The organism is Paenarthrobacter sp. PH39-S1 (assembly GCF_030063245.1).
Lineage (GTDB): Bacteria > Actinomycetota > Actinomycetes > Actinomycetales > Micrococcaceae > Arthrobacter_M.
In genome coordinates, this window is record NZ_JASISR010000046.1 from 1 (window position 1) to 25,450 (window position 25,450).

The window sequence follows — 25,450 nt, forward strand, 5'->3', positions numbered from 1 at the left end:
CGTCCTCCCACGGAAACTATGCCGATATGGGAACAGTCGATTCTTGTCCGGACCCCAGTGGCAGGGCCTCTTCTGGTGCCCGCGTTCCCAGCACCTCGGCATAGTTACCGGCTCGGCATAGATCAATTGCCAAAAGCTGGTTCTTGGCCAGGGATGCAAGCTCCTTATCCAGCCGGTCTTCGTCCTTGGCCCGGCGCAGCATCATCACCAGGGACGAGGTGGTGAAGAACCTGGCTTGGATACCTTGCCGGCAGGCGGCCGCCACCAGAGCCGATGCCATGTGGGTTTTGCCGGTGCCCACGTCCCCGTAGAGAACCAGGTCTTGGGAGTGGTTGATGAAGTCCAGCGATTCCAAGGCCTCCCGGCCGTAGTCGGTGGGGAACCGGACACTGCTGTAGTCAAATCCCGTCAGGCTCTTCATGGCCGGCAGCCGCGCGGATTTCAACAGGCGCTGGCGGCGTGATTCCAGCCGGGATTCGTGTTCGGCCAGCAGGACCCCGTGGAGGTATTCGCGCTGCTTCGGGGTGCCCTTCTCGGCCCATTCACCCAGCACGCTGCCGGTCAGCGAGGCATGCTTGCCGGCTTCGAGGATGTCCTGAACGGTGATCGGATTCATGCGACTTCTCCCGTGGCGGTGTTCAAGGTGGTGAAGGTGTCATAGACACTCAAATCCACGTTGGCGGCCGCTGGTTCGGTGCCATCGGCCAGGCGGCGGGCGAGCATGCCCAGCATCGCCATGTCGGGGGCGTCCCCGCGCTGGAGCAAGGTCTCTGCGGCGGCCACCGCGGCCTCGAAGCCCGCGGAGCCTGCCGCGGCGTCAACCGCGTTGAAAAACCGGCGCCGTTCGGTGGCCGTTGCCTGATCCAGCCAGTCACGCACCATGTCCGGGACCAGGGGCCGCAGCTAGGAATGGGACCACGCCCCGGGCTTGGTGACCAGCAACGGCACCAGGGAGGCGGGGTCGAAGATCGTCTGTGTTTGATGCCCAAAGGCGCGTGGGAAGGACCTCACAGGTTCGGAATGCTCGTCAAGGATCTCGATGACGTCGTGGCGCAATCCGACGGTCAGGCTGCGCCCGTGGAAGGACGGGCCAGCGGCGTAGGTATTGCCGTCAATGAGCAGGTTCCCGGTCTTGTCGGCCTTCCTGGATTCGTAGCGCACCGGATCGAATCCGATCCCCGGCAGTTCCAGGGACGCCGCCACGTCCTGGGCGAACAGTTCACCCAAGGCCAGGCCCTTGCGATAGTGCGTGGTGCCGGCCAGCGCGTCGCACCGCGCCATCAAAACCTCGTTCAGGCCAGCCAACGTGGCCGCCTCGGGTTCAGGGACCATCAGGTTGCGGCGCAGGAACCCGACAGCGTTCTCCACGTTCCCTTTTTCATGCCCCGAATACGGGTTGCAATACCGTTTCTTGACGGCGCAGCTTGGGAAGCCGCACGTCCGGCGATCGCCGCCGGCTACGGACACCACCTCGATGCCCGCGAACAGATCAACGCTCTCGCGTCCGAGCTCGACGACGCCTACCACGCCGTCGAAAGCCGTATCAACGACAACCCGGCGGTGCGCATCGACTTCGTTGACGGCCGTGCGAAGCCGGTCCTCACCCCTCTTGACCGTCTGGAGGAACCTGACTCCCTCATCGCTCTTCGCGAGGCTGTCAATGCGCTGATCCCTCACGTTGACCTTCCCGAGCAGATCCTGGAAGTCGCTGACTGGACCGGCTGCCTGGGCGAGTTCACCCACATCTCCGAAGGTTCCACCCGTGCCAAGGACCTGGACCTGAGTATCTGTGCCGTGCTGCTCGCTGAAGCCTGCAACATCGGTTTGGAACCTGTGGTCCAACCCGGTAATCCGGCCCTGACCCGTGCCCGTCTTTCCTGGGCCGACCAGAACTACATTCGCAGTGAAACGATCACCGCTGCCAACGCCCGCCTTGTCGAGGTGCAAAGTAAAATTCCGATCACGGCCGCATGGGGCGGGGGCGACGTCGCCTCCGCTGACGGCATCCGCTTCGTTGTTCCCGTCCGCACGCTCAATGCCGGCCCCAACCCGCGATACTTCGGCGCCGGCCGCGGAATAACCTACCTGAACTTCCTCTCCGATCAATTCGCCGGCTTCCATGGCATCGTCGTCCCAGGCACCCTCCGCGACAGCCTGTATATCCTCGATGGCCTCCTGGAACAACAAACCAGCCTCCAACCCACCGAGCTCATGACCGACACGGCAGGCTACTCCGACCAAGTCTTCGGCCTCTTCCGCCTCAACGGATACCAATTCAGCCCCCGTCTGGCCGACATAGGAGCCACCCGTTTTTGGCGGATCAACCGCGAAGCCGACTACGGATCTCTCAACGAACTCGCCAGGCACCGCATCAACACCGATCTCATCGCCACCCACTGGGACGACCTGCTACACATCGCCGGCAGTCAACACCGGCACTGTCAAAGCCTCTGAACTCCTCCGTGTCCTCCAAGGCGGCGGGCGCCCCACACCACTTGGCCGCGCCCTGGCCGAATACGGACGCATAACAAAAACTATTTATCTGCTCGCCTACCTCAACGACAAGAGTTACCGACGCCGGATCCTCACCCAACTCAACCGCACCGAAGGCCGCCACGCGCTAGCCCGCAACGTTTTCCACGGACACCGAGGACAGCTCCGCCAACGCTACCGAGAAGGCCAGGAAGACCAGCTCGGAGCCCTCGGCCTCGTCGTCAATGCCATCGTTTTGTGGAACACCCAATACATCAACGCCGCCATCGAACAACTCCGATCCGAAGGCTTCCCGATCAACGACGAGGACTTGAAACGACTCTCACCACTAGGACATGACCACATCAACCTCCTGGGCCGCTACCACTTCAGTACCAACGACTTACCCAAAGAAGGCCTGCGTCCCCTCCGAGACCCAACCACCTCGGACTAGCCAAACCGCTAACCACACAAAACCGGCTCTTGTGACATATCCGTGGGCGTGACCTGCGCGCCTTAACGACCACACGCCGCTTTCTACCTAGGATTTTTGACTGTCAAAGGTACAAAAATCGAGGTTGGAAAACGGCGTGCAGAAATCAAGCATATGGTGCACCCTGCTGGGTGTCGAAAAAACGATTGTCCGGGGTCTGGATTTCGAGGAGGACACCGGTGTTTTCATCGCCTTGGTGAGCCCCATGAAGTCCATGCGCAACCGGTGCGGGATCTGTTCCAGGCGGTGCCGCCGATACGACCGCGGCGGTGGTCCCAGGAGATGGCGGACCCTGGATCTGGGAACCATCGAAACCTACCTGGTCGCCGAATCACCGCGGGTGCGCTGCCCCGAGCACGGCGTCACCGTCGCCGCCGTCCCGTGGGCCCGGCACCAGGCTGGCCACACCAGGATCTTTGACCAGCAGATCGCCTGGCTGGCCACCCAGACTTCCAAGAGCGCTGTCACCCAGTTGATGCGCATCGCCTGGCGCACCGTGGGCTCGATCATCGATCGGGTTTGGAAGGACACCGCCGCGACCTTCGACCCGTTCGCGAACCTGACACGCATTGGCATTGACGAGATCTCCTACAAGCGCGGACACAAGTACCTCACCGTGGTCGTGGACCATGATTCGGGCCGGCTCATCTGGGCCTCGCCGGGACGGGACAAGGCCACCCTGGGCAAGTTCTTCGACGCTCTGGGGGACGAACGATGCACCGAGATCACGCATGTATCCGCGGATGCGGCCGAGTGGATCGCCACCGTCGTGGCCGCGCGCTGCCCCCAAGCGGTCCGCGTGGCCGACCCCATCCACATCGTCATGTGGGCCACCGACGCCCTGGATGCAGAGCGGCGCACCGCCTGGAACCGGGCACGGAAAGCGGCCCGGGAGAACGAACCGGCCCGTGGCCGCGGACGACCACCCAAGGTCGCGCCGGAGAGGCCCGACAGTGAGCGGGCCACCAAGCTGAAGAACAGCCGCTACGCACTCTGGAAGAACCCCGAGGACCTCACCGAAAAGCAGCAGGCGAAGCTGTCCTGGATCGTGCAGACCGACCCCGTCCTGGGCCGGGCCTACTACTTGAAGGAAGGGCTGCGCACGGTCTTCAAGCTCCCTTATGCCGAAGCCGTGGTGGCCCTGGACCGATGGGTGTCCTGGGCCAGGAGATCCAGGATCCCCTCCTTCGTGAAACTCCAAAAGGCCATCGTCAAGCACCGCGACAGCATCCTGGCATCCATCAAACACGGGCTGTCGAACGGACGGATTGAATCCATGAATACGAAGATCAGGCTGATCACCCGGGTGGCGTTCGGGTTCAAGTCCCCCGAGGCCCTGATCAGCCTGGCCATGCTCAGCCTGGGTGGCCGTAAACCGGTGCTCCCGGGACGGAAATGACCCACGGATGTGTCAGGAGAGCCACAAAACCGTTCCATTACTACTCAGACCCCTGACAGGAGGTCTTCATGGGTTTGTCCCAGATGTTTGTCGGCGCTGTGTTGTCCGCTCTGGTGGCTGTGGCCGACGGGGTGCCTGTCCTGCGGGAACGGCGGCCGGGCGTTCTGGCATCGATGGCCGGGACTGCCCTGGCGATGCCGGTGTGCTGGAATTCGATTCTCAACGTTACGGGGGCCATGGGGCTTTTCTCCCATGATCTGCCGTTCGTGCTTTTCCCGGTCAGTTGGCAGGACACGGGATCAGGGGTGTTCACCCTAGCCGGTGCCGCCCTTCTCCTCATGCTCGGGGCCGGCCGGAATGACCGGCCACGCCGGGTTGCCGCAGTGGCCGGTCTAACCGCACTGGCTGCCTTGGTCGTTGACGTCTACTTCTATTGAGGCGGCGGCAGGGCCGATGCCGGTAGAGGGTGAATCAAAGACGGGGCGCTGTCGGGGTCCTGCCGCGTCTCCCCGGCCGCTGATGCGGTACCGGGGAGACCCGGGCGGTGTTAGGGCCGCTGTGGTTGGTCCCCCGCTGGCCTGTTCCGGGGCCGAGGACCAATGCGTGGGAAACTGGCGCTAAGGTATTCCGTGATGTCCGACAACGATCGTTCGCAATACACCGGTTGAGATCCCTCCCATCCCAAGGAATACAGGGGGCCCACCGTGTAACGGTTGCGACGTACGCACCATCGCAGCGGGTACCTCCCTTCGCGGTACACCGAATCCGCGAAGGGCTCCTTAGCTACGAACCGGCCCGGTCGCCATCACCATGGCCCACGGCTGATTTCTGGTGACATATTCGCACTAACGTCGAATATTTCACTTTTTCACAAGCCTCCCGATAACGGGGACGGGATCCGACCGTCTCAGCTGCCCTCACGGGCAGGTGACGTGACCATAGTGTAAATAATTCTGTCTGGACAGAATTATTTCTTTAGACGGTCACGGATCGCTTCGTCCAGAAAATCAGTAATCGTGATTCCGGAGGCCTCAACGTAGGCATCCAGTTCATCGCGAAGTTCGATCTCGATCTTGGATGAGAACGGCTCCATCCTTCTCTTGCTCCTAGGGCGCCCTGGCCCAGGTCCTCTCGGGGCGGCATACTCCGGCTGTGCCGTGGCCACTCGCGGTTCCCTGGCGAACTGCACCTCGGGCTTCAAAGCAGGCACTTCCATTGTGGCGGTGAGGGAATCAATGACGTCCACCACCGGCGCCTTACGAAGGGATGACTTTCTATCTACTGCCACTTACTCGTCCTCATCCAAAAAACGCGCGTGGGCGACAAACTTCTCTGTCATGATGGCTGCTCCCCTACTGTTGATCTTTGTCAGCGGAGCCCTGCTACTGATGGAGTCCTGCATCGCTGTTCTTAGCGGCAGGTGTGGATCCATCACGTCGCGTCCGTACTCAGCTTCGAGCTCACCGATCTGAAACGCGTGTTCACCGGTCAGCGGTGAGCTTGTTTTGTTGATGATGATGCCCAGGAACTTTAGATCGGGATTCAGGTGAGGCAGCGACTGCACCTTCTTGACCGTTTCTAGGAACTCCGTCACTCCCTTGACCGAGAACGCGGCTGGCTCGGTCACCACCAGAACACGGTCAGCCCAGATAAGCCCGTTCAGGGTCAGCCTTCCGAGGGCCGGCGGTAAGTCAATGAGGACATGATCGTACTTCTCCAGCTCATCCGCCCCCCATGCCGCCGCCTTTAGGCGCATCTCCGGGGTCATGATGCTTTCGGACTCCAGACGGGCCAGCGACTCGGAACTCGGTATGAGGTCGATGCCGGCCCAGGAGGTCGTGGTGATGGCTTGACCAAGCGTGCCGGCCTCTCCGCCGTAGAGGACATCAAAAATGTCGAACTCTCCAGCTCCCTCCAGCGCATCTGTGACGTTTGCCTGCGGATCGAGGTCAATGACGAGAACCTTTTTTCCGATGAGCCGGAGTCCTGTTGCGAGGCCCAGGGTTACGGACGTCTTACCCACCCCGCCCTTTCGGTTGCCTATGGCAGTCACTTTCATGTTGCTCCCTATCGTTGAAATAAAGATTGGCAGATTGATGGACATCCGTCAATCCTTCAATCCTCCAATCTGTCAATCGGTCATGACAGAATTATTTATTTAGGCTAATTCTGCTTCCTCCTATTGCTGGTCAGCGCGTTCTACCGAACAGGGGCCCCAACTTGGTGATTTCGCCCGGAGAACGCCGCTCAGCTGGCAGAAGCGGCCACGTGGACTTCCTGGTGGTTTTCCAGCCTCTTGTGGTGGCTGGACCTGACGCCGTCGCCGGAGGTCACTTTAACGGCGACGTCATCAGAGTTCCGTCCTGGGCTCGGTAGCACGTCAGGCGGCGTCACGAGACGTCCTTCAATCTGTCATGACAGAATTATTTATTTAGACTAATTCTGCTTCCTCCTATTGCTGGCCAGCGCGTTCTGCCGAACAGGGCCCCGATTTGGTGATTTCGCCCGGAGAACGCCCCGCTCAGCCGGCAGAAGCGGCCACGTTGGACTTCCTGGTTTTCCAGCCTCTTGTGGTGGCTGGATTTGACGCCGTAGCCGGAGTTCACTGCTTTAAACTGGAAGGAACGGTGATGACGTCGCCGTTCCTTCCAGGGCTCGGTAGCGCGTCAGGCGGCGTCACGAGACAACCTCGAAGGCGCCAAGGTTCCTTGGTTATAGGAATTCCGCTATTCGAGCATTAGTCCTCACCACCGGTATCAGGCCACCCGCCATAGGGTCTCGCCCATGTCCAGTTCGCTGTCTGAGGGAGGGATCCAGTTCAGGTCCGAGTCGGGGTCGTCAACTTCGCGTTCGGCCGATTCCGGTATCAGGTGTCGGTCAAGCCAAGCGTGCCAGGCTGCGCGTTGTTTGCGGTGCCGGCTGATCTGCTCTGCAGCGTCGTCAAGTGCCCCAAGGCGGCGTGCCAGGTCGGCCAGGCCGGTTCCGGCCGTAATGGTCCAGAGTCCATGGCGGCGTTCGATCATGGTGTAGCTGCTCATGGTGGCCAGTGCGGTTTCAACGGCGGTACGACTGAGCCCTGTGGATCGGACGATAGCTGCGGTGGTGGGGGAGAGACGTCCGCGTTCGATCGCTTCGTACACGAGGGCGGCGACGTCGCCCAGGGCGCGAAAGACGGGGCGGATGCCATGGATTTTTCCCCTGCGCCAGGACAGGTCCTGGGCAAGTTGTTCAAAGTGCGGGGGAAGCTGGATCAGATAGGTATCGGCGTTGCGGCCGCGGGCCTCGAGGACTTTGGACAGGATTCCCTCTGAGGCTGCGGCCAGGGAGGGCAGCAGCCGTGCGATCGTGACGTGGTGCTTGCCCAAGGCAGCCGCGAAGGTTCGGCACCCTACATCCAAGAGGTTGGTTTCCATGGTCCGCATGTAGCCCAGCACCGCACGGAGCAGGAGCCGCAGGCTCACCCCTTCCCGGCCCCGTTCTTTCAGCCGGTGGTCCAGGACCGCATAGAGGACATTTTCCAGATCGTTCACCAACTGGTGCACGCCAGCAGTGCTGGTGGATCCGAGTGCCCCCCCTGTGGGTAATGGGGGGCTTGTGTTGTTAATAAGGGCACTCTTCCGGTTCTGCTTCGGGTTGGCCGGTTTTTGGATCCAGGCGCAGGCCTTGGCCCATTCGGATGCGAGCAGGCGTTCCTGCCTGCCGGTGCTGGCGTAGAGGGCGGCCAGGCCGGGGAACTGCCCGCCGAGTTCGCGCCGGACCTGCTCCAGGGTCCAGCCGCAGGCACAGAAATGGTTCAGGACCGCCATGCGGGCCTCTGAGGCGCTGGCATACTTGGCCGTGTCGTACAGACCGGTACGAGCCACCACCCGCAAGGGTGATTGGCTTCCACCAAAAGGAACCGGCCCAACACCGTGCGCCGTCGCGATGGTGGCCATCTTGGCGGTGCGGACTTTCAGTTGGCGGGTGCGCTGGAGTTCGGGCGCCAGAGCCTGCCGGAGCGCGGTGACCGCGTGGGCGGAGTTTCGGCGGCGCAGGATGTCGTAGGCAGTAGCCAGGGGAGTGGTGAGGACCTGATGGCCGCCGGACTTGTGTGCGGAACCTGGCACCCGGATGCAACCGTCGGTGAAGTTCTGGTGTGGACTGGGATCGAGGCTCGGGGCTAGGAGGGTCATAGCTTCCACAAGTTCCCGGGCCTCCGGGCCACCGACGCGTTCCGCAAGCGGGACGTAGAGGTGGCGTCCGCCGCTGGGGGATACGTCCGCGACGTAGCGGATACCGCAGCTCTCGAAGAGGTTCCCGAGGCGTCGGGCGTCGTCATCGACAACGCCCTGCAGCGCTTTGGACGTGTCCAGGTCAAGGCACAGCGTAGCCACGGATCCGTCAATCCCGTGGACCGGCACGGCCGCCGGCCGTGCCGGTAACGATGCAGTGATCCGGGCCGGGTTTTGCGGCCGGGGGTACTGGAAGCGACCGCCAATCCACCGTCCAAGGCGGTAAGTCGGAGTACCGGCGATGAACGGGGCGAGAGCCCACGCCATATCCGGCGAGACTCGACGCGCCGTCTGCGGTGCGTCAGTTATTGACGGCGCGGCCGCTACAGGTACCATAGACAACAGCTAGTCCCTTCGGGGTATAGCAAATGGAGCCCCCCCTCACGGGGAGCTTGATAAGTTCAGATCGTCGTCCGCCAAGATTTCGGATCTGAACGCCATACTTTTTGAAGGCCCGCGAAAGCGGGCCTTCAGTCTTTAACTGGCCTTAGCGATAGGCAGGGCCTCCTGGCCAGAGATGTTTTCGATGTCGATGGTCTTTAGGAAGTCGATCACCAAACGCGCAACAACGTCGCTCTTGGAATCGCCGGTGATATCCGAGAACGCTTGCAGCTTCGCGGCGTCCGCAGCCTGGACACGCACAGTGATGTTCCTGCGGTCTCCCTTGAAGGGCTGTGGCATGTTGTCCTCATTCCTTGGTTGTCCATGGACAAGCCCCATGTAACCGGAATCAGGTTCCCTTAAGTGGGATATCGGCGGCGTGTCGCACGGGGAGCCGGAGAACGGTTTGGCCGGACCGGCTCGTCGCGCGTCCCGGTCACCGTGATCGGTGGCGCGGCGGTGAACGATCGAAAAGATCATGACTCAAATATGGCACAAATTCCCAAAAGTTTAGATATGGAGCTTGTTTAGGCGCGGTTCAGCGCTTCCATGCTCGTCGAACGATGGCTTCGACTTCCGCAGCATCGTCAGACGAGCCGCTGTGGACGTTAAAGGCGCCGCGGAACAGGTCCCTGGTTGCCAGGAGGGATCGGAAGTACTGTCCGCGGCGGTCGATCCTTCGAGCCTGCACACCAAGGAGCTGGCCGCCTCCCGGCGTTTCATCCCTGTGGCTATGCAGATTTTTACCGCTTCTAGAATGACCCTGTAGGCAGCTTCGTGTTCTTTGTTGACCTCGGTGAGGACGCGTTTGACGGCTACTTGGGCCTCTTGTGGGGTGGGATTCATGAGTCAGCCTTTCTAGTCGATGGACAGAGCGGAACCAAGCTCGGTCTGCGGGGCGCGTTTCCTCCGGGCGTAGGCGAACACCGCCACCGGCGTATTGATCCGCTTGAATGTCAAGCTGCCCAAGAGAATGAGCATAAGGCTTACCGGGACGGCTGAGAGAGGATTCACCCGAGGAGTTCCGTCATTTTTCCGCATATTCACGGGCTTCCTTACGCTGCTTCACACGTTTCTGCAGGAGATGGATCCGGGCAGAAATGGCCTCGACTAAGACATCGTCGGAAACTTCAAGCAGCTCATCCTCGCGGGCCCGGATCTGCCACCCACCTTCAAGCGGTGTGATTAATTCAGTCACCACCAGGCCGGTTGCGAACGAGCCTCCACCGGCTGCTGATGCTGCGATCGCCAAAGGTGGGTTCAACTTATTTTCGGTGAGCTGTGTGGCGATATAGGTAAGCGCCATACCCGTTTCCTGGGACATCCTCTGGCGGATGTCCCCCGGATCAATGGCGTCGATCCAAGTTCGTACAGAACCTTCATGCGGGAAGGCTATGAGGTCAATACCCTTTCTAAGTTCACGGGGATAATGCTTTCGAGAGGTGCGAAACTGCAGCTCGGCCATGAGATCCGCGTGATGGACCTGACTCAAAATCTCTGCGGAAGAGGGTTCTATGGGCCGGGACTTGATGATTCGGTACGGATTGAAAACGCTGAGCGCATCGATGACGTTCGTTCCGGTCGTCCTTGCGATGGCGATCACCGTGGACTCGGCAATATTGCCTCGCCTGAGCTGATTGTTCAGGGTGCCCCGATTTATACCGGTCAGCGCGCTCAGCGCAGTCGGTGAGGGGCTGAGGGATCCCCCTTCCAACCACTCTCGAAATTCGGCGGCTGAGACAGGCACGGACACTCCTTAGACAAAGGGCATAGACAAGCGTTGATGATCAATACCTGCTAAGATTGAACCAATACTTAAACATATCTAAATACATCAAGGATTGTATTAATACCTCGTAGCTTCTGGGATCGAGTTTATCCCGGGCCTACCTACGAGACATTCCCGCCAGCAACTCAGCACAGAAGGACAGGGGGAATCCGTGAAGCCATCCAAGATGCTCAGCACTGGAGCTGCTGTCGTGACACCGGCGATACTGCTCGGCCTGGTCTTCTCCATGCTCCTGCTGTTGGCCCCCGCCAAACCTGCTGTGGCTGACTGCGGCCCCGCCGTTTCCGTCGTCATCGACGGCAACACCCAGGTTGAGGGCTATACCCAAGAGCAGTTGAAGAACGCGGCCGCGGTCATGGGTGCCGGCAGGGCACTGGACTTGTCCGTAAAGGGGCAGATGATCAGCGTGATGGTTGCCCTGGGGGAGTCGGGATTGCGTGTTTTGGACTACGGCGACGGTGCCGGTCCTGATTCGCGGGGGTTGTTCCAGCAGCGTGACAATGGCGCGTGGGGCTCCTACGCAGACCGCATGGACCCCTCCATCAGCGCTACCAACTTCATCAAGGCCCTGCAGGGTGTCGCTGGTTGGGAGTTGTTGGAACCGACACTGGCTGCCAGCAAGGTTCAGCGCAACGCCGACCCGTACCACTACCAGAAGTACTGGCCCGAGGTCGTCAAAATTGTTCAGGCACTTTCGAACTCTAAGTTCTCCGTGGGAGGCAGCGGCTGTACCATTCCGGGACAGTCCGGTGCCGGGGATGACTACCCGTGGAAGAACTCTCCGACCTGGGTGCAGGTTGGCGCGGGCGCTGCCAGCACTTCCCCGTTGGGCATGTACTACCGGGAGTGCGTGGACTTCGCTTTGTGGCGGGTGAACCAGCAGATGGGTTCGACCAGCGCACCGTTCAAGTTCCTCAACGCCATCTTCCGCCCGGATGGGCAGGGCCTTGGCTCGGCTCTGACGTGGAAGGCCGGTTGGGACGCCAAGGGCTGGCCTACCGGCAACACACCCAGGGTTGGCGCGGTTGTTTGGTACGCGCCGGGAACTGGGGGAGCGGACCCGAACTTCGGCCATGTCGCGGTGGTCAAGGAAGTCAAGGACAACGGGACCTACGTCGAAGAGGGCTACAACGGCAACCCGGCCCCGGATGACCACAACTACTACACCCGGACCGTCAGCAGCAATGTCCCCTCATCATTCCTGTACCGGCCCATCCAAGAGGAGAAGAAGTGAAAAAGCCCTTGACCCTGGTCGCCGCCGCCGCCGTGGCCGTGCTCTGCGTTTCGTGTGCACCGGCAGCAACCACGGCCCCGCCGCCGGCGGAATCAGCCAGCACCGCCCCCACAGCATCCACGCCTGTCTCGTTGAGCGCCAACAGCGGACCACAGGCACCTGGCGGAACCGCCCCGGCCACCCTCGGCATCCCCTGGGATCAGACCAGCAGGGACAGGGCCGCGGATATCTCAGGGAAAGCAATGGCGGACTTCGCCCGCCCGGCAGTGGAGGAAAAGCAGTGGGCCAATGACCTTGCCCGGTGGCTGACCCCGCAGGCCATCGCCGACTACTCGGCCGTGGACCCGGCCAACATACCGGCCCACCGCGTCACCGGCCCGGCCACCCTCAGCGTTGACGAGGCCAACAGTTTCGGCGTCACGGCAGCGGTCCCCACCAATGCCGGGACCTACACGCTGCAGCTGCTCCGCACGGGCAAGGACGCCCCATGGAAGGTCCACCGGCTCACACCACCGGCCTCCTAAGCACCGCCCTCTTGCATCTCACACAGGTAAGGAAGAAGTTCATGGGTACTACACCAACCGAGGTCCTGGCCTTTCCCACAGCGATAGGGTGCCGGGTCGCCGTCCCACGAAGCCCCATATTAACATAGTTGTGGCACAGCCAATGGGCTGTCCCCTCGGTTCGATTCCGCCATGGCCAACTCTCCAGTCACTGGTTGTCGGCCCGACAGGGACACTTCCTTACAGTAAGACCATCGCTTGGGCCATAAAAAAAAATTCAGCAACTTCATCTCGAACGGTTGACCTGTACGACTGTTCATGTCAGGATTTTCACAGCGTCGTGACACACATCACAAGGAAGTTGTTTATCATGAATAGTCAGGTCATCGAGTGTTTGGAAGTCCTCGTTACCGAGCCTGGTCAACGTTATGAGTTGCTCGACGAAGCAGAGGCCAGACTCCGGCAGGTATCAATGAGCCAACGGTGTGCCGGGATTATGGTCACCCGCCATGATCCGTCCCGATACATGTTCGAGCTCAGCGCAACGGTTCCCTTTGGGGAGACCTGGGAGCAGACACTCTCGTGACCGTCGGTGGACGGCTGCGCTGCCGGGCCGCACCGGTCGAAAATTAGAAGGAAACAATGTCTATTACTTACGTTGATTCTAGTGTGAGGTCCGGGCATAATCCTCTCCGGGACAGCCGCGACCGCCTTTTCGAGACCGAAGGTCTGGACAAGTTCGTGGCCAGCTGGAAGGACCTGCTCAAGCACGTCCAGGATGGGCTGGACGCTGCCGGGGGGGCGAAAGGATGAGGACCATGACATCGCTGGCATTTGCGGCCACCGGAGCCGCCCAGGCTGCCGGCGCGCGGCACCTCATGACGCTGGTGGCCGATCAGGTTGCCTCACGGATTTTCGAGAAGGACCCCTCGTTGTGGGGCGCCGAAGCAGAGTCCGAGTCGGCCATTCGTTTGGGTTGGGTTGAAGCTCCGGAGATTTCCGCACCCCTGGTGGAGCAGATTCTTGCCCTGCGCCAGGAGTTGCTGGGCGAGGGCGTCAACCACATTGTGCTGTGCGGCATGGGTGGTTCCTCATTGGCCCCTGAGGTTATTGCCGCCACAGCCGGTGTGGAGCTGAGTGTCTTGGACAGCACCGACCCCGATCAGGTTCGGGCTGCCGTCAGTGACCGTCTGGTCACCACCGCCATCGTGGTTTCCTCCAAGTCGGGTTCGACGCTGGAAGCCGATTCCCAGCGTCGCATTTTCGAGCAGGAGTTCACGGCGGCCGGGATTGACGCGAAGTCACGGATAATCATTGTCACCGACCCGGGCTCGCCCCTGGATCAGTCGGCACGGGAAGCCGGCTACCGCCAGGTCTTCAATGCCGACCCCAACGTCGGTGGGCGCTACTCCGGGCTCACGGCGTTTGGCCTGGTCCCCTCCGGCCTGGCCGGCGTCGACATTGCTGCACTGTTGGATTCCGCCGAACGGGCAGCCGAAATGCTCCGCGATGACGACGTCGACAATGTTGGCTTGCGCTTGGGTGCTGCCCTGGGTGGAACCGTGCCGCTGCGGAACAAGATTGTCATCGTTGACGAAGGTTCGTCTCTGGTGAGGTTTGCCGACTGGGTCGAGCAGCTCATCGCCGAATCGACCGGCAAACTCGGAACCGGCGTGCTTCCGGTCGTGGCGGATCCGCACTCCCCGGAGGTCACCGGCGGCGCGGCCGACGTTCTTACCGTGCGGCTCGTGGCCGGGGACGCCGACGTCGAGCTGCGGGAGAACGAAGTCTCCATCTCCGGCGATTTGGGCGCCCAGATGATGGTGTGGGAGTTTGCCACTGCCGTTGCCGGCCGCCTGTTGGGCATCAACCCCTTCGACCAGCCTGACGTTGAGGCGGCAAAATCAGCGGCCCGGGGACTGCTTGACGCAACACCGGCACCCACGCCGGCCCTGTTCACCGACGGCGCCGTGGAGGTTCGCACGGCCAACGAGGACGCGCACTGGCTCGATGGGGCGAAAACCCTGGCACAGGCGCTCACTGCCGTAACGGGAACCCTGCCCGAGGACGGCTACCTGAGCGTCCAGGTCTATCTGGACAGATTGGCCAATGCACCGTTGGAGCAGATCCGCAATGACCTTGCCGGTCTCACCCGCCGCCCAGTAACCTTTGGCTGGGGACCGCGCTTCCTGCACTCAACCGGACAGTTCCACAAGGGAGGTCCGGCGATCGGGGTGTTCGTACAGGTGACGGGCGGCGAAGCGGCGAATTTGGCGATTCCAGAGCGGCCGTTCACCTTTGGGGAGCTCATCGCTGCCCAGGCCGCCGGTGACGCTGCCGTGCTCGCTGAGCACAGACGCCCTGTGTTGCGCCTCCATTTCAACAATGTCGCTGCCGGCGTTGCACAACTTAAGAACGTGGTTGCCGACCTTGCCGGCCCCCCATTAAACGCATAAGGCTACCTCTCAACCGATGTCAACCAACGCCACAACACCTAATGATAATCCGCTCCGAGACAGTCGCGACCGCCGGCGGTCCCGTCGTCCCTGGTGCTCTTTGGGGTGACCGGGGACTTGTCACGCAAAGAGCTCATGCTGCCGTGTACGACCTGGCCAACCGCGGACTGCTGCCGCCAAGTTTGGCCCTAGTGGGTTTTGCCCGACGCTCCCGGGCGCATGGGGATTTTGCTGCCGAAGTGAAAGCCTCGGTACAGGAGCACTGCCGCACACCCTTCGATGAAGCGGTATAGAACCAGCTGCGCGAGGGAATTCGTTTTGTGCAGGGCGAATTCGATGATGACAAAGCCTTCAAGCGGCTCAAGTAGACTTTGGCCGAACTTGATGAACACAGGGAACCCGCGGCAACCCCGCCTTCTACCTCTCCATCCCGCCCAAGGCGTTCGAACTCGTCTGCCGCCAGCTCTCTGACCATGATCTGGCCCAGAACGACGGTGAGAACTGGCGCCGGTAGTCATTGAAAAACCGTTTGGGCACAATCTTGCCTCGGCACGGGCACTCAATGACATCGTCGAATCCGTGTTCCCGCAGGATGCGGTCTTTAGGATTGACCACTACCTGGGCAAGGAAACGGTCCAGAACATTTTGGCCCTGCGCTTTGCCAACCAGCTCTTCGAGCCGCTGTGGAACTCAAACTACGTTAACCACGTGCAGATCACCATGGCCGAAGACATCGGCACAGGTGGCCGCGCAGGCTATTACGACGGTGTGGGAGCGGCCCGCGACGTCATCCAAAATCATTTGCTGCAGCTGCTGGCACTGACGGCCATGGAAGAGCCCATCTCCTTCAACGCCGAGCACCTGCGGGCAGAAAAGGAGAAGGTGCTGGCGGCCGTCAAACTTCCCGCCGACCTCTCCAAACATTCAGCACGCGGCCAGTTCACCGGCGGCTGGCAGGGCGTGGAGCAGGTTCAGGGCTACCTGGACGAGGACGGCATTCCGGCCGACTCCACTACGGAAACCTATGCAGCCATCCGCCTTGACATCAACACCCGCCGTTGGGCCGGGGTGCCGTTCTACTTGCGCACAGCAGGGCGGCCGCCGGGTTTGACCGGCACCATCGGCGCGATCAACGCCCACTGCTCATCCGTCAAATCCGTCAAATCCGAAGGATAGGGGCGGACAGAAGAACCCTTCATACTCCAATACTGGCCACATCCGCAGCCGTCACCAGGAGAGACCGAACACTTTCACAACACGTTCTAAGACATATCCATCCCAGCAGGACCACGAGCCCCTACCGTGCTACGACACGAACCCTGCTTTCACCACGAACCTTGAAGAGCGGGCAATGGGCCACCACTGCCTGGTGACGAGGGTGAGAAGAGCCCGGTGACAGGAGACTGTCACCGGGCTCTGTGGGAGCCGGAGGGTGACATCCCCTCCGGCCACCCGACCCTGTCTGCAAGGATGCAGCAAGAGATCCGGTTGGTGGCGGAGGAGTTTAGAGGCCGGCTTTGATCAGAAGTGCATCAACCATCATGAAGAACAAGGCGCGGTGATCGGTCGCCTTCGGGTCGGTCATGTATTGAATGGCCGCTCCATCGTAGATCATGAGAAAAGACCTTACGAGTGCAGGGATGCCAAGGAGACACTGATCACCTTTGTTTTGGGCCGCGGAGGAGAATATATTTCCCAACTCCACCTCGTAGGCGGGATAAATTTTTGTGGCCAGCGGGCTTGCGGCCGCATTACGTGTTGCCCACAGAATGAGTTCGATCTCAGCGAGTAGGTTTGCGGGCTCTTCTTCCAGTGAGCGCCAGTAGTCATCGGCTACTTGTTCCACAGCTTTACGAAGTCCCAAATGGACCGGGACGTCGCGGGAGAAGCGGTTCAAGTTCTTCAACCAACTCTCGGCGGCGGCGTCCATGAGTTCGTCTTTGTTGCTGAAGCAATAATGTGCGGTGGCCAAGGGGGCATTGGCTTCCTTGGCAATTGCCCGCATGGTCGCAGACTGAACGCCCTTACGCCTCATTAGTTCCACGGTCGCTGAAATTAGCTGTTCTTTTCGGTCGTCTGCAGATACCCGCATAGCTCACTCTCCAGTCTTCCGGTTTCGGCACGCCTGGGACACTTCCCTAAGACTAGGGCATTCCGGGCAGCGCGATCGAGGCGGCTACCGAGGTCCACAGGCGCATCGCCGTCTGGCTAGGCCAGGCGGCGGCCTGTCATGGCCCAGACACCCCCGGTTCCGTCCGGGAGTGGAACAGTAGTCCCTCGCCCCGCTCGCCGCAGAGATCTTACGGTGCGGAGGTGATCGCGTGGTGGATCAAGGACGGCCCTGCACCAGCACCCTCTATGTTTCCCTGGCGGCCACGGTGTCTGTCGGTGAGACCGGCTTCGGTGTCTTTGTCCTGTGAGGGGCCGTGCAGGTACCGTTCCAGGGAGTCATCCAGGGCGTTGAGCCAGAGCGTGTGGTGCTTGGTCGACGTGGTGCCGGTGACCACGGAGCGGTGCACGGCGTCGCGGTAGCCGAGGATGTCCGTGTGCTTGTTGTGCATCCAGTCCTTGAACAACTGGGAAACGGCGTCCAGGTCAAAGGACGGGTAGTCCGTGGCGTCAATGAGCTCGCGCAGGTAGTCCGACTGGAAATCAGCCTCTGCATCATGGTCCGTCAGCCCGGCCTGGCGCTCGAGCCAGAGCTGGATGTCTGCCTCGCGCTCAGCAAGAGAGGGCAGGTCAATCGCTCCGGTCATGACGTCGCGGGCAAACCAGGCCTGGGCGTCAAACATGTTGAAGGTGTAGTACTGGTCCTGCGCTCCAAGGTAGAACAGGTTGGTGTTCTGCTGCCACACCACGCCTTTGTAGAGGTTGGCAGGGTACAGCACGTTCGGCGACTTCAGCGACAGCTCGCTGGGCAGGAACGGGTACTTGTGCTGGTATCCGGTGCACAGCACGACGACGTCAAAGTCATCTTGGGTGCCGTCCCTAAAGTGCGCGGTGCCGCCGTCAAAGTGCGTGACGAGCGGGCGCTCCACCGTGTTCCAGGGCCAGTCATAGCCCATCGGGGCCGTGCGGTAGCTAAGGGTGATGGACGCGGCGCCCATCTTGTGGGCCTGCATGCCGATGTCCTCAGCGGAATAGCTGCTGCCGATCATGAGCAGGCGCTTGCCGTAAAAGCGCTCGGCGCCGCGGAAATCGTGGGCATGCAGGACCTCGCCCGGGAAGGTTTTGATGCCCGTGAACTCGGGGACTGAAGGGACGGAGAAGTGGCCGGTGGCGACCACGAGCTTGTCAAACACGTGGGTCTCAGTGAGGTTGGTTTTGAGGTCCTCCACTGTCAGGGTGAATTCCTGCGTGTCCTCGTTGTAGCTGGTGTGGCGTGCCACGGTGTTGAACTGGACGTACTTGCGCACATCGGACTTTTCCACGCGGCCCTTGATGTAGTCGAAAAGGACCTCCCGGGGCGGGAAGGAGGAGATGGCGCGGCCGAAGTGCTCGTCAAAGGAGTAGTCCGAGAACTCCAGGCATTCCTTGGGCCCGTTGGACCACAGGTGCCGGTACATGCTGGTGTGGACCGGCTCGCCGTGGGCATCCAGGCCGATTCGCCAGCTGTTGTTCCACTGCCCGCCCCAGTCGTCCTGCTTTTCAAAGCACATGATCTCGGGAATGGGGGCACCTTTTTGGCGTGCTGATTCAAACGCCCGCAGTTGTGCCAATCCGCTGGGGCCCGCACCAATGATTCCAACTCGCAATGCCATGCTGCTCTCCTCATTCATTGGATTTTTTAGTTCACTTTTGTGTGATGCTGCTTTTGTGTGATGCTGTGAATCGCCCTCTGTGTCAGGTCAGCAGCCAGGTGGATGCGGCTTTGCGGTAGCGGCTGATGCCTTTGTATTCGGCCATGTCTTCCGGGAGTTCGGCCAGTACGTGGCCCAGACGCGAATCCCCTGGCGTGTGCCGACACGGCGGGAAAAGTGGTTAGTAATGGCATCGGCGGTGGCGCACCCTTGACAGGTCATTTGGCGACAAATTGCCCGAACGTGTGTTGGCGGCGCGGCAATGCGCGCATACGGGGTCCGACTTCGTCACACAGGAGGATCACCTCCTCATCCAGTCGCCCACATACCGTGGCTGTGGCCGGCTAGCTGTCCGCCGAGGGGGCGACGAGTACGAGACAGACCCCCCGGCGCGCTAATGTCGGAGCACAGATCCCAGGTCCGGGAGGGTTTCCGGGTTTGCGGATGCGAAACGGAAGTCATGCCGCGGGCTAGCCGTCGTTGTAGGCCGCCGTGCAGAAGTCTGCTTTTCCGAACGGCACCCAGATGAACCTCTGGAACCCGAATCGCTGTACATGCCTGCTCCCGGAGCCACGGATTCGGAACGCATGGAGAAGTCTTAGGGTGCGAAGGAGCGGTCGCCGGCGAAGAACCCCAGCGCATAGTCAGGGGTCTCAAACTTCACTGTGGTTCCCTTGGGGAAAAACAGCACATCGCGCTCCTTCGCATGCGTCACGTCCCCCGTCGTCTGGTCGGTGAGGATGAACTCACCTTGCACGACGACCTTCATTTCGTCGTAGGTGTACGTGTATACCAGGGGTTCGGAGGCCTTCAGCTCGAAGAATCCGGCGCACATGACCGACCCCTCGGGGTTGGAGAGGGAGTCACCGATGGCGGCGTCGATTCCAGACTGGTTCATCGACGGCAGTCCGAGATAACCGCCTTCTACCTTGTGAATGGATCCGGCCTTGCTGAGTGTTCCTACGAGGGCTTCCATGGTTGCTCCTGTGAATAGTTTTGTGAAAGTACTGTTCATCTTTGTCAGAACTGTTCATCCTTGGTGCATATGAGACTGGCGCTGAAGATCGGTCAGAACCCCGGAGGGGGCTCGGGGAGGGATCCTCTGCAACCTGACATCCTGTCCGTCCTGGAGGGCCAGCCAAGCTCTGCCCCAAACCCTGCCGGTGTGACGCCAGTCACGTATGATGGTCCACCTACTCTTGCATGAACGAGTGTGCAGGTCAACCGTTCACGAAGGACATTTCTTTAAGGTCCCTTGCTTGGGCCAGCCACAGAAAAAGTTCCATCTTCTTTATCCTGAACCATTGACTGAAACAGGTGTCTCTGTCAGAGTCTTGACAGTGCTGTGATCCACATCACGACGGCGTAAAGTCATCTAGATTCACCAAAGCATGCCGTAAAGCAGATTTCCCACTAAAGAAACGGTTAAATCCATGGCTACAGGCACCCCTCAGCCCCCGACAGTGACGACGGGGGAAGCAATCGATTTTTGGCCGGCGGAGCCCATGAAGGCCTTGGAGGGCGATTGGGGGCGATTGCGCTGCAGGTTCATCAATTCCCATCCTGGTGTGGGCGCCTGGTCCGATTTCATTCTCTCGGAGTGGGAGCTGGAGGCCTGTGCCTGGGAGGACTTTCACCCGCACAGCGAGACTAATTTCGTGCTGGAAGGCGAACTCCATATCGAGAGCCAAGGCAAGACTGTCATCCTGAAGCCGGGCGATTCGGCGCGCGTCAATCCCGGCGGGGCGGGCCGGTACTGGGCGCCCGTCTACGCGCGGATGGTCACCATTTACGGCCCCAACCCGGAAGGTCTGGAGTCGCACTCCTTCCGATACTCCGAAATCTGAGCCCTGATATATCCCCCGACAGGACGCCTGCATGCACTCCCCCCCAAACCGGGCTCAGGAGCGGTTGATGCTTGCATCCATGGTGAGACTTGCACGATGAGCCCTCGCTGTTCCCAGACATTAACGGCGGCCTTAACCTCCTCAGACTGGGCCGTCCGGGTCGAAATCATCCCCTGTGGCACACCGGGATGTGAGACAGAAAGAACCGAAGGTGTCTTAACGCCGCTTCTGTGCAGCTCGGAGACTGCCTCCGCCGACGCAGCACACTGCTGCGACGGAACCGAACAATAAACCGACCCAGCGGATCTGCAGGCGGTGCCGGCTGCCATGCAGCAGTTCCTTCCCGATTCCGCTGTCCTTGTGATCGACTCACACGGCTGGAACAAGGACGATTTCCCGCTTGCCATCTGGATGGCTACCGGCCAGGTTATGAGGTACTCCAACCAGCTTCAGGAACCGCACGGCCCGGGTGTACTTGGAGAACTCCGATCTCGCCTCCGGATGGACCGGGTGGATCGACGGGGCGGCCGGGTCTGTCCTTCCTGGGAGCGAAACTTCCAACGCAGTTCTCGGCACCGCCGAGGTCCAGCACTACCCCTAACGCATTGAAAGTAGGCACAACGTGAGCACAGTCCAAGAGCAGTACCAAGAAGAACTCAACTCCAGGCTGGCTGAGTGGAAGTCCGGCACGCTGGAACCCCCCTTCAGGTTCGCCGACATGCGAACGCTGTTTGTCATCACCGTTGCTTTTCCCGTTGTCGCTTTGATCGTGGGGTGGTTCCTGTGAGCGAGACCACTAACGAAATCTCAGAATCGGGAACCGAAGGATCGCTTCCCCTGCTGAGCCGCGAGCGGAACTGGAGCCCCAGAACCCTGTTCTTCAGTTGTTCTCAGACTGCCGTGGCCACCTGGTGCTTCATCATCGGCGGATATGTGGCCTTGTATCTGCCGGCGGTGCAAGGGTCCATCGTAATGGTTGCGGCCATGATGGCGGGAATGTTCCTGGTATATCTGGCCACGGTGCCGATGGCAACGCGGTACGGGTTGGAGGCTGTACGCTCAACGCGGCCTGTCTTCGGGACCCGTGGTTCACTCTTCGCCGTCGCCCTCACCTTTCTCTTTACGATGGGGTGGGGGACGACGCTGATGATTTTCAGCGGCAAGTCCGCTGCCTTGCTGTTGGTCACTCTTGGCGTCGTCAGCGAGGCTAACAGGCCAATCGCTGAGACAGTGAGCAGCCTCATCTGCCTTTTGGTGGTTTGGGTGCTGATCAGCCGCGGACCCAGTATTCTTCGACGAATCGGCGTCATAGTTGCATGCTCGGTCCTTGTGCTTGGCGTCATGGTCATCGTCGTGATTGTCGCCAAGGTCGGCGTGGGTGCTCTCGTTGAGGCCAAGCCGAGCGCCGCCAGCGGTAACAAGCTTTTGGATTACACGACGGCAATCGAGCTCATGCTCGCTACGGCCCTGTCCTGGTGGCCGTTTATCGGTGGCATGACGCGGTTCTCAAAGAGCACCAAGAAGTCCGTACGACCGATAACGCTGGGACTTGGAGTTGCCCTTTCGGTAATCTGCCTGATTGGTCTTTACACCGGTCTGGCCTTCCCGGATTCCGGTGGAAATCCAGTACCTGGGCTGCTGAAAATCGGCGGCGTGTGGCTGGCCTTGCCGGCCTTCGTGTTCATCATCCTTGCCAACATCGGCACAACAATGGTCGGCACGTACACGGCAGCGCTTTCCCTCAAGCAACAGCCTGCCATCGACGCCCGCCTTAGCTGGAGAGGGGCGACAACGGTGGCCGCACTGACAGCAGCCGTGTTAATCGTGTTCCTGGCGGACCCCTTCTATAACAATTTCGGAGCGTTCCTCACCCTCTCAGGCGTCATCTTCGGCCCGCTGTGTGGACTCCAAATCGTCGATTACTTCATAATCAGAAAGCAACGCCTTGACTTGGATGGTCTATACAAGGACGGTCCAGGGACCGCGTACTGGTATTGGAAGGGCATAAATATATCGGGCTTTGCCAGCATGGCCGTTGGCGTCGTGGTCTACTTCCTTCTCCTTGACCCGATCACGTTTGCCTCCTCTCCCATATTTGCCTTCACCACCGCTTCGCTGCCGGCAACGCTGTCCACGGGCATCGTCTATGTGCTCCTGGCACGGCTCCAGCCCAAGGCATATGGGCCCAAGGACCCGGCAAAGTCAGGTTTCACGAGGTCCTCGTCGAAGATGACACAGGACACCCAGTGAAGGCTGTTCTCGATTCCCCCATGGCCTTGCCCCCACCCGGCGAGGGTGGGCGTTGGCGCGCCGTCTGGAACGGCGGAGGTGATCAGGTAGAGGACCTCGACGCTCTTGCTCCCGCCCCTGGTGAGGCTCCGGCCCCACCTGGGCGAGGCAGGCGGCGCCGGGAAAGCCGATCCAGGTGCGAGGCGGCGGCAACCTTGAGGGTGCTGGTGGCCCGCCGGCCGTGACCGGTGGTGAGATGCCAATGGTGCGGTACGTCTTTCCAGGACAGGTCCTGGAGTTTGCGCGGCAGACTCGGGTGTTGGCCTTGAAGGTGAACACGCACGTCCCCGCCAGCTTCCGTGATGGTCGTGACGGTATCAACCTACGAATGCATCGCATCGGGGTCTGAGTAGTAATGGGCCGAAAACGTGCGCTAAGGACTGCCCGGGGCGGTTGAGGTAGCCGTAGATCGTCGAGCGGGGAACACTGAGCAGGTCCGCGATCTGTTGAACGGTGTGATTCCCGGCGTCGTAGAGCTGTTGGGCGTGGTGGGCTGGTCGGGGGTGAGTTTGGGGCGTCTTCCTCCGGTTCGTCCGCGGGCGCGGGCGGCCGCGAGGCCGTCGCGGGTGTTGGCGATGATGAGTTCTCGTTGGAACTCGGCGAGGACGGAGAGCATCCCGAACATTGCCCGCCCTTCCGCGGTCGTGGTGTCGATGCCTTGCTCGAGGACACGCAGGCCAACACCACGTTCTCGCAGATCTGGCGCCGAGGGTGACGATTCGTAGCAAAACGCGACGATTTCCGAACGGGAACGACGAGCAGTTGCGTCGAAGAGCAGCTCATTCGAAGCGCTCTCCGCCTGGTCGAAGGCGGCGAGCCCGCTGCGCAGGTTGCCCGCGATCTCGGAATCAGACGAATTGGGGGTTTCCATTTAGATGCCGTAGATGAGCGTAAAATTCTTGCATGTCGCGGTTGGCAGGCCATGACTACCCTCGTTCCTACGCACAGTTGCGTGCGTGGTTTGACGAGGACTGGAAGTGCTTGGACTATTTGGACTGGCTTCGGTGACCCGATGGGTTTGTTTGCCCGCATTGCAACAGCCCGCATGGTTGGCGGGCCGCGGATCGGCGATGGCGATGCGCTGGCTGTGACCGGCGTGTCTCGGTAACGTCGGGCACCATCTTCGACAAGACGCGGACCCCGCTGACGGTGTGGTTCGCCGCGGCCTGGAGGATGTTCGCGGACAAGGTCGGCGTTTCGGCGACCCAGATGCAGGGCGAAATGGAGCTGGGCTCGGTCCAGACTGCATGGGCGGTGCTGCACCGGTACCGGACGGTGATGGTGCGTCCCGGGCGTGACCGGCTGCGGGGCGTGGTGGAGGTCGACGAATCATTCCTTGGAGGCCCAGAGCCCGGGATCCCTGGCCGTGGCGCTCTGGGAAAGGTGCTGTTCGCGGCAGCTGTCGAGGTCGAAGAGCACGGCTTCGGGCGGGTCCGGCTTGGCGTCATACCCGATGTCAGCGCGGAAAGCCTGGCTGCTTTCCTCGATACGAATGTCGAGCCGGGAAGCTGCGTGCTCACCGACGGCTGGAGTGCCTACCCGGCGGCCACGAAGGGCCGATACACGCACAAGGGCACCTCTGTCACCTCGTCGGGGAGGGCGGCGCACGAGGTCTTGCCGGGAGTCCACCTGGTCTTCTCTCGTCAAGCGGTGGATCATGGGCACCCTGCAAGGATCGGTCAGCCCGGAACACGTGCAGGCATACTTCGACGAGATGGTCACCGCCGCCCGCTGGGCCTTCGCCGAAGACGCCGTACGCCTGGCAGCCGCGCTACGCCCGGCCCTGCAAACCCACGGCATCCCCGCCAATTGCTATGTGAACAACGGCAGCGCTTTCGTTGACTCGTCACTGATACGGACCTGCGCGAGGCTCGGCATGAAGCTCACCCATTCGAAGCCCTACCGGCCCCAAGGAAGAGGCAAGATCGAGCGCTTTTTGGGTCAGTCAGATCCCAGTTTCTCTCCGAAATCAGCGTGCTCGAAGCCCCGGCCCAGACGACCGTTCCCGGGCACCGCGCAGCCACCGGAAACGCGCCGAGGATGAGGCCGGCAGTGCGGTAGCGTCGCTGGACGAGCTCAATGCGTTGTTCACGTCCTGGGTGCAGATGACCTATCACCGCACCGTGCACTCGGGTACCGGGCAGACCCCGCTGTCCCGGTGGGACGCGGGCTGGGAAAACCGGCGCCCGGACCGGCGGTCCCCGGAGGTTTCCGCTGGGCTGTCACCCGCAGAGTCACCAAAACCGCGATCGTCTCGCTGCAGGGCAACACCTACCAGGTCGAGCCCATGCTGGCCGGGGCCCATGTCGAGCTCGTCTATGACCCCTTCGATCTGACCGCGCCGATCACCCTAACCGGCCCCGGCTCAGTCCCGGCCCCGGATGCGGTCCTGCTCGAAATCCGCCGCCACGTCCACCCCAAAACCGCCGCCGCGACCCGCGACGCCGATCCCGGAGCGAAAAACGCCGCCTCGGGCATCGACTACCTGCGCCTGATCGAAACCCGCCATAAACCGC

General features: G+C 61.1%; 23 protein-coding genes and 5 pseudogenes. 15 read left to right on the forward strand and 13 right to left on the reverse strand.

Going from position 1 to position 25,450, the window contains the following annotated elements:
• Positions 1-16: 16 nt before the first annotated feature.
• The 3 genes from QMG52_RS19440 to QMG52_RS19450 are packed head-to-tail and all read right to left on the reverse strand — an operon-like array spanning position 17 to position 1,368.
• Positions 17-616: an ATP-binding protein gene (locus QMG52_RS19440; RefSeq protein ID WP_283562072.1), complete on the reverse strand. Its 600-nt coding sequence runs from the start codon at positions 614-616 to the stop codon at positions 17-19.
• The gene (locus QMG52_RS19445) at positions 613-882 is read right to left on the reverse strand and encodes a hypothetical protein (RefSeq protein ID WP_283562073.1); all 270 of its coding nucleotides are present in this window, start codon (positions 880-882) and stop codon (positions 613-615) included. Before QMG52_RS19445 ends, QMG52_RS19440 begins: the two co-directional genes overlap by 4 nt.
• A gap of 21 nt (positions 883-903) precedes the next feature.
• On the reverse strand, positions 904-1,368 hold the full coding sequence (locus QMG52_RS19450) for a Mu transposase domain-containing protein (RefSeq protein ID WP_283562074.1): 465 nt from the start codon (positions 1,366-1,368) through the stop codon (positions 904-906).
• 12 nt (positions 1,369-1,380) lie between these two features.
• Here QMG52_RS19450 and QMG52_RS19455 point away from each other — a divergent pair.
• From QMG52_RS19455 to QMG52_RS19465, 3 genes and pseudogenes are all read left to right on the forward strand, one after another.
• Positions 1,381-2,926: pseudogene (locus QMG52_RS19455) on the forward strand (Tn3 family transposase).
• Positions 2,927-3,062: 136 nt separating this feature from the next.
• Positions 3,063-4,364 carry an ISL3 family transposase gene (locus QMG52_RS19460; protein WP_283562075.1) on the forward strand — a complete coding sequence of 434 codons (1,302 nt, stop codon included), beginning with the start codon at positions 3,063-3,065 and terminating at the stop codon, positions 4,362-4,364.
• A 68-nt stretch (positions 4,365-4,432) separates the two neighbouring features.
• Positions 4,433-4,801 carry a hypothetical protein gene (locus QMG52_RS19465; RefSeq protein ID WP_283562076.1) on the forward strand — a complete coding sequence of 123 codons (369 nt, stop codon included), beginning with the start codon at positions 4,433-4,435 and terminating at the stop codon, positions 4,799-4,801.
• A gap of 530 nt (positions 4,802-5,331) precedes the next feature.
• Here QMG52_RS19465 and QMG52_RS19470 read toward each other — a convergent pair.
• The 5 genes from QMG52_RS19470 to QMG52_RS19490 all read right to left on the reverse strand — a co-directional run bounded on the left by QMG52_RS19470 (position 5,332) and on the right by QMG52_RS19490 (position 10,763).
• Positions 5,332-5,457: a hypothetical protein gene (locus tag QMG52_RS19470; protein ID WP_283562077.1), complete on the reverse strand. Its 126-nt coding sequence runs from the start codon at positions 5,455-5,457 to the stop codon at positions 5,332-5,334.
• A 195-nt stretch (positions 5,458-5,652) separates the two neighbouring features.
• Complete coding sequence (locus QMG52_RS19475; RefSeq protein WP_349361768.1) at positions 5,653-6,423, reverse strand: ParA family protein; 771 nt, start codon at positions 6,421-6,423, stop codon at positions 5,653-5,655.
• Between the two features lie 697 nt (positions 6,424-7,120).
• Entirely contained in the window at positions 7,121-8,971 is a 1,851-nt protein-coding gene (locus QMG52_RS19480; protein WP_283562095.1) for a hypothetical protein, read from the reverse strand.
• 141 nt (positions 8,972-9,112) lie between these two features.
• Positions 9,113-9,316, reverse strand: a complete 204-nt coding sequence (locus tag QMG52_RS19485; RefSeq protein WP_283562079.1) for a hypothetical protein — start codon at positions 9,314-9,316, stop codon at positions 9,113-9,115.
• Positions 9,317-10,043: 727 nt separating this feature from the next.
• Positions 10,044-10,763, reverse strand: coding sequence for a hypothetical protein (locus QMG52_RS19490; protein ID WP_283562080.1), 720 nt, complete (start codon positions 10,761-10,763; stop codon positions 10,044-10,046).
• A gap of 208 nt (positions 10,764-10,971) precedes the next feature.
• Between QMG52_RS19490 and QMG52_RS19495 the strand changes: the two genes are divergently transcribed.
• From QMG52_RS19495 to zwf, 6 genes and pseudogenes are all read left to right on the forward strand, one after another.
• A complete protein-coding gene (locus QMG52_RS19495) occupies positions 10,972-12,039 on the forward strand; it encodes a CHAP domain-containing protein (protein ID WP_283562096.1) in 1,068 nt (355 codons plus the stop codon).
• Complete coding sequence (locus QMG52_RS19500) at positions 12,036-12,563, forward strand: hypothetical protein (RefSeq protein ID WP_283562081.1); 528 nt, start codon at positions 12,036-12,038, stop codon at positions 12,561-12,563. Before QMG52_RS19495 ends, QMG52_RS19500 begins: the two co-directional genes overlap by 4 nt.
• A 349-nt stretch (positions 12,564-12,912) precedes the next feature.
• Entirely contained in the window at positions 12,913-13,128 is a 216-nt protein-coding gene (locus tag QMG52_RS19505) for a hypothetical protein (RefSeq protein WP_283562082.1), read from the forward strand.
• A 56-nt stretch (positions 13,129-13,184) separates the two neighbouring features.
• Positions 13,185-13,355 (forward strand): hypothetical protein, encoded by a 171-nt coding sequence (locus QMG52_RS19510; protein WP_283562083.1) that lies wholly within the window; start codon positions 13,185-13,187, stop codon positions 13,353-13,355.
• A 5-nt stretch (positions 13,356-13,360) separates the two neighbouring features.
• Positions 13,361-14,998, forward strand: coding sequence for a glucose-6-phosphate isomerase (locus QMG52_RS19515; protein WP_283562084.1), 1,638 nt, complete (start codon positions 13,361-13,363; stop codon positions 14,996-14,998).
• A gap of 16 nt (positions 14,999-15,014) precedes the next feature.
• Positions 15,015-16,096: pseudogene (zwf, locus tag QMG52_RS19520) on the forward strand (glucose-6-phosphate dehydrogenase); the annotation flags it as partial.
• A 406-nt stretch (positions 16,097-16,502) separates the two neighbouring features.
• Here zwf and QMG52_RS19525 read toward each other — a convergent pair.
• From QMG52_RS19525 to QMG52_RS19535, 3 genes are all read right to left on the reverse strand, one after another.
• Positions 16,503-17,090 (reverse strand): TetR/AcrR family transcriptional regulator, encoded by a 588-nt coding sequence (locus QMG52_RS19525; protein WP_283562085.1) that lies wholly within the window; start codon positions 17,088-17,090, stop codon positions 16,503-16,505.
• A 208-nt stretch (positions 17,091-17,298) separates the two neighbouring features.
• Positions 17,299-18,759, reverse strand: coding sequence for a trimethylamine monooxygenase (locus QMG52_RS19530; RefSeq protein ID WP_283562086.1), 1,461 nt, complete (start codon positions 18,757-18,759; stop codon positions 17,299-17,301).
• A 637-nt stretch (positions 18,760-19,396) separates the two neighbouring features.
• The gene (locus QMG52_RS19535) at positions 19,397-19,774 is read right to left on the reverse strand and encodes a cupin domain-containing protein (RefSeq protein ID WP_283562087.1); all 378 of its coding nucleotides are present in this window, start codon (positions 19,772-19,774) and stop codon (positions 19,397-19,399) included.
• A gap of 457 nt (positions 19,775-20,231) precedes the next feature.
• Here QMG52_RS19535 and QMG52_RS19540 point away from each other — a divergent pair, with 457 nt between their 5' ends.
• From QMG52_RS19540 to QMG52_RS19550, 3 genes are all read left to right on the forward strand, one after another.
• Positions 20,232-20,645 carry a cupin domain-containing protein gene (locus tag QMG52_RS19540; RefSeq protein ID WP_283562088.1) on the forward strand — a complete coding sequence of 138 codons (414 nt, stop codon included), beginning with the start codon at positions 20,232-20,234 and terminating at the stop codon, positions 20,643-20,645.
• A gap of 622 nt (positions 20,646-21,267) precedes the next feature.
• The gene (locus QMG52_RS19545) at positions 21,268-21,432 is read left to right on the forward strand and encodes a hypothetical protein (RefSeq protein ID WP_283562089.1); all 165 of its coding nucleotides are present in this window, start codon (positions 21,268-21,270) and stop codon (positions 21,430-21,432) included.
• Positions 21,429-22,895: a purine-cytosine permease family protein gene (locus QMG52_RS19550; RefSeq protein ID WP_283562090.1), complete on the forward strand. Its 1,467-nt coding sequence runs from the start codon at positions 21,429-21,431 to the stop codon at positions 22,893-22,895. Before QMG52_RS19545 ends, QMG52_RS19550 begins: the two co-directional genes overlap by 4 nt.
• 356 nt (positions 22,896-23,251) lie before the next feature.
• Here QMG52_RS19550 and QMG52_RS22455 read toward each other — a convergent pair.
• Positions 23,252-23,383 (reverse strand): annotated as a pseudogene (locus QMG52_RS22455) (hypothetical protein); the annotation flags it as partial.
• A gap of 92 nt (positions 23,384-23,475) precedes the next feature.
• Positions 23,476-23,805, reverse strand: a pseudogene (locus tag QMG52_RS19555) (recombinase family protein); the annotation flags it as partial.
• 302 nt (positions 23,806-24,107) lie between these two features.
• Between QMG52_RS19555 and QMG52_RS22460 the strand changes: the two are divergent.
• The 3 genes and pseudogenes from QMG52_RS22460 to QMG52_RS19570 form a co-directional block, all read left to right on the forward strand.
• Positions 24,108-24,518, forward strand: a pseudogene (locus tag QMG52_RS22460) (IS1595 family transposase); the annotation flags it as partial.
• Between the two features lie 73 nt (positions 24,519-24,591).
• Positions 24,592-24,978 carry a hypothetical protein gene (locus QMG52_RS19565; RefSeq protein WP_283562093.1) on the forward strand — a complete coding sequence of 129 codons (387 nt, stop codon included), beginning with the start codon at positions 24,592-24,594 and terminating at the stop codon, positions 24,976-24,978.
• 114 nt (positions 24,979-25,092) lie between these two features.
• On the forward strand, positions 25,093-25,450 hold a 358-nt coding region (locus tag QMG52_RS19570; RefSeq protein ID WP_283562094.1), incomplete at its 3' end, for a Mu transposase C-terminal domain-containing protein.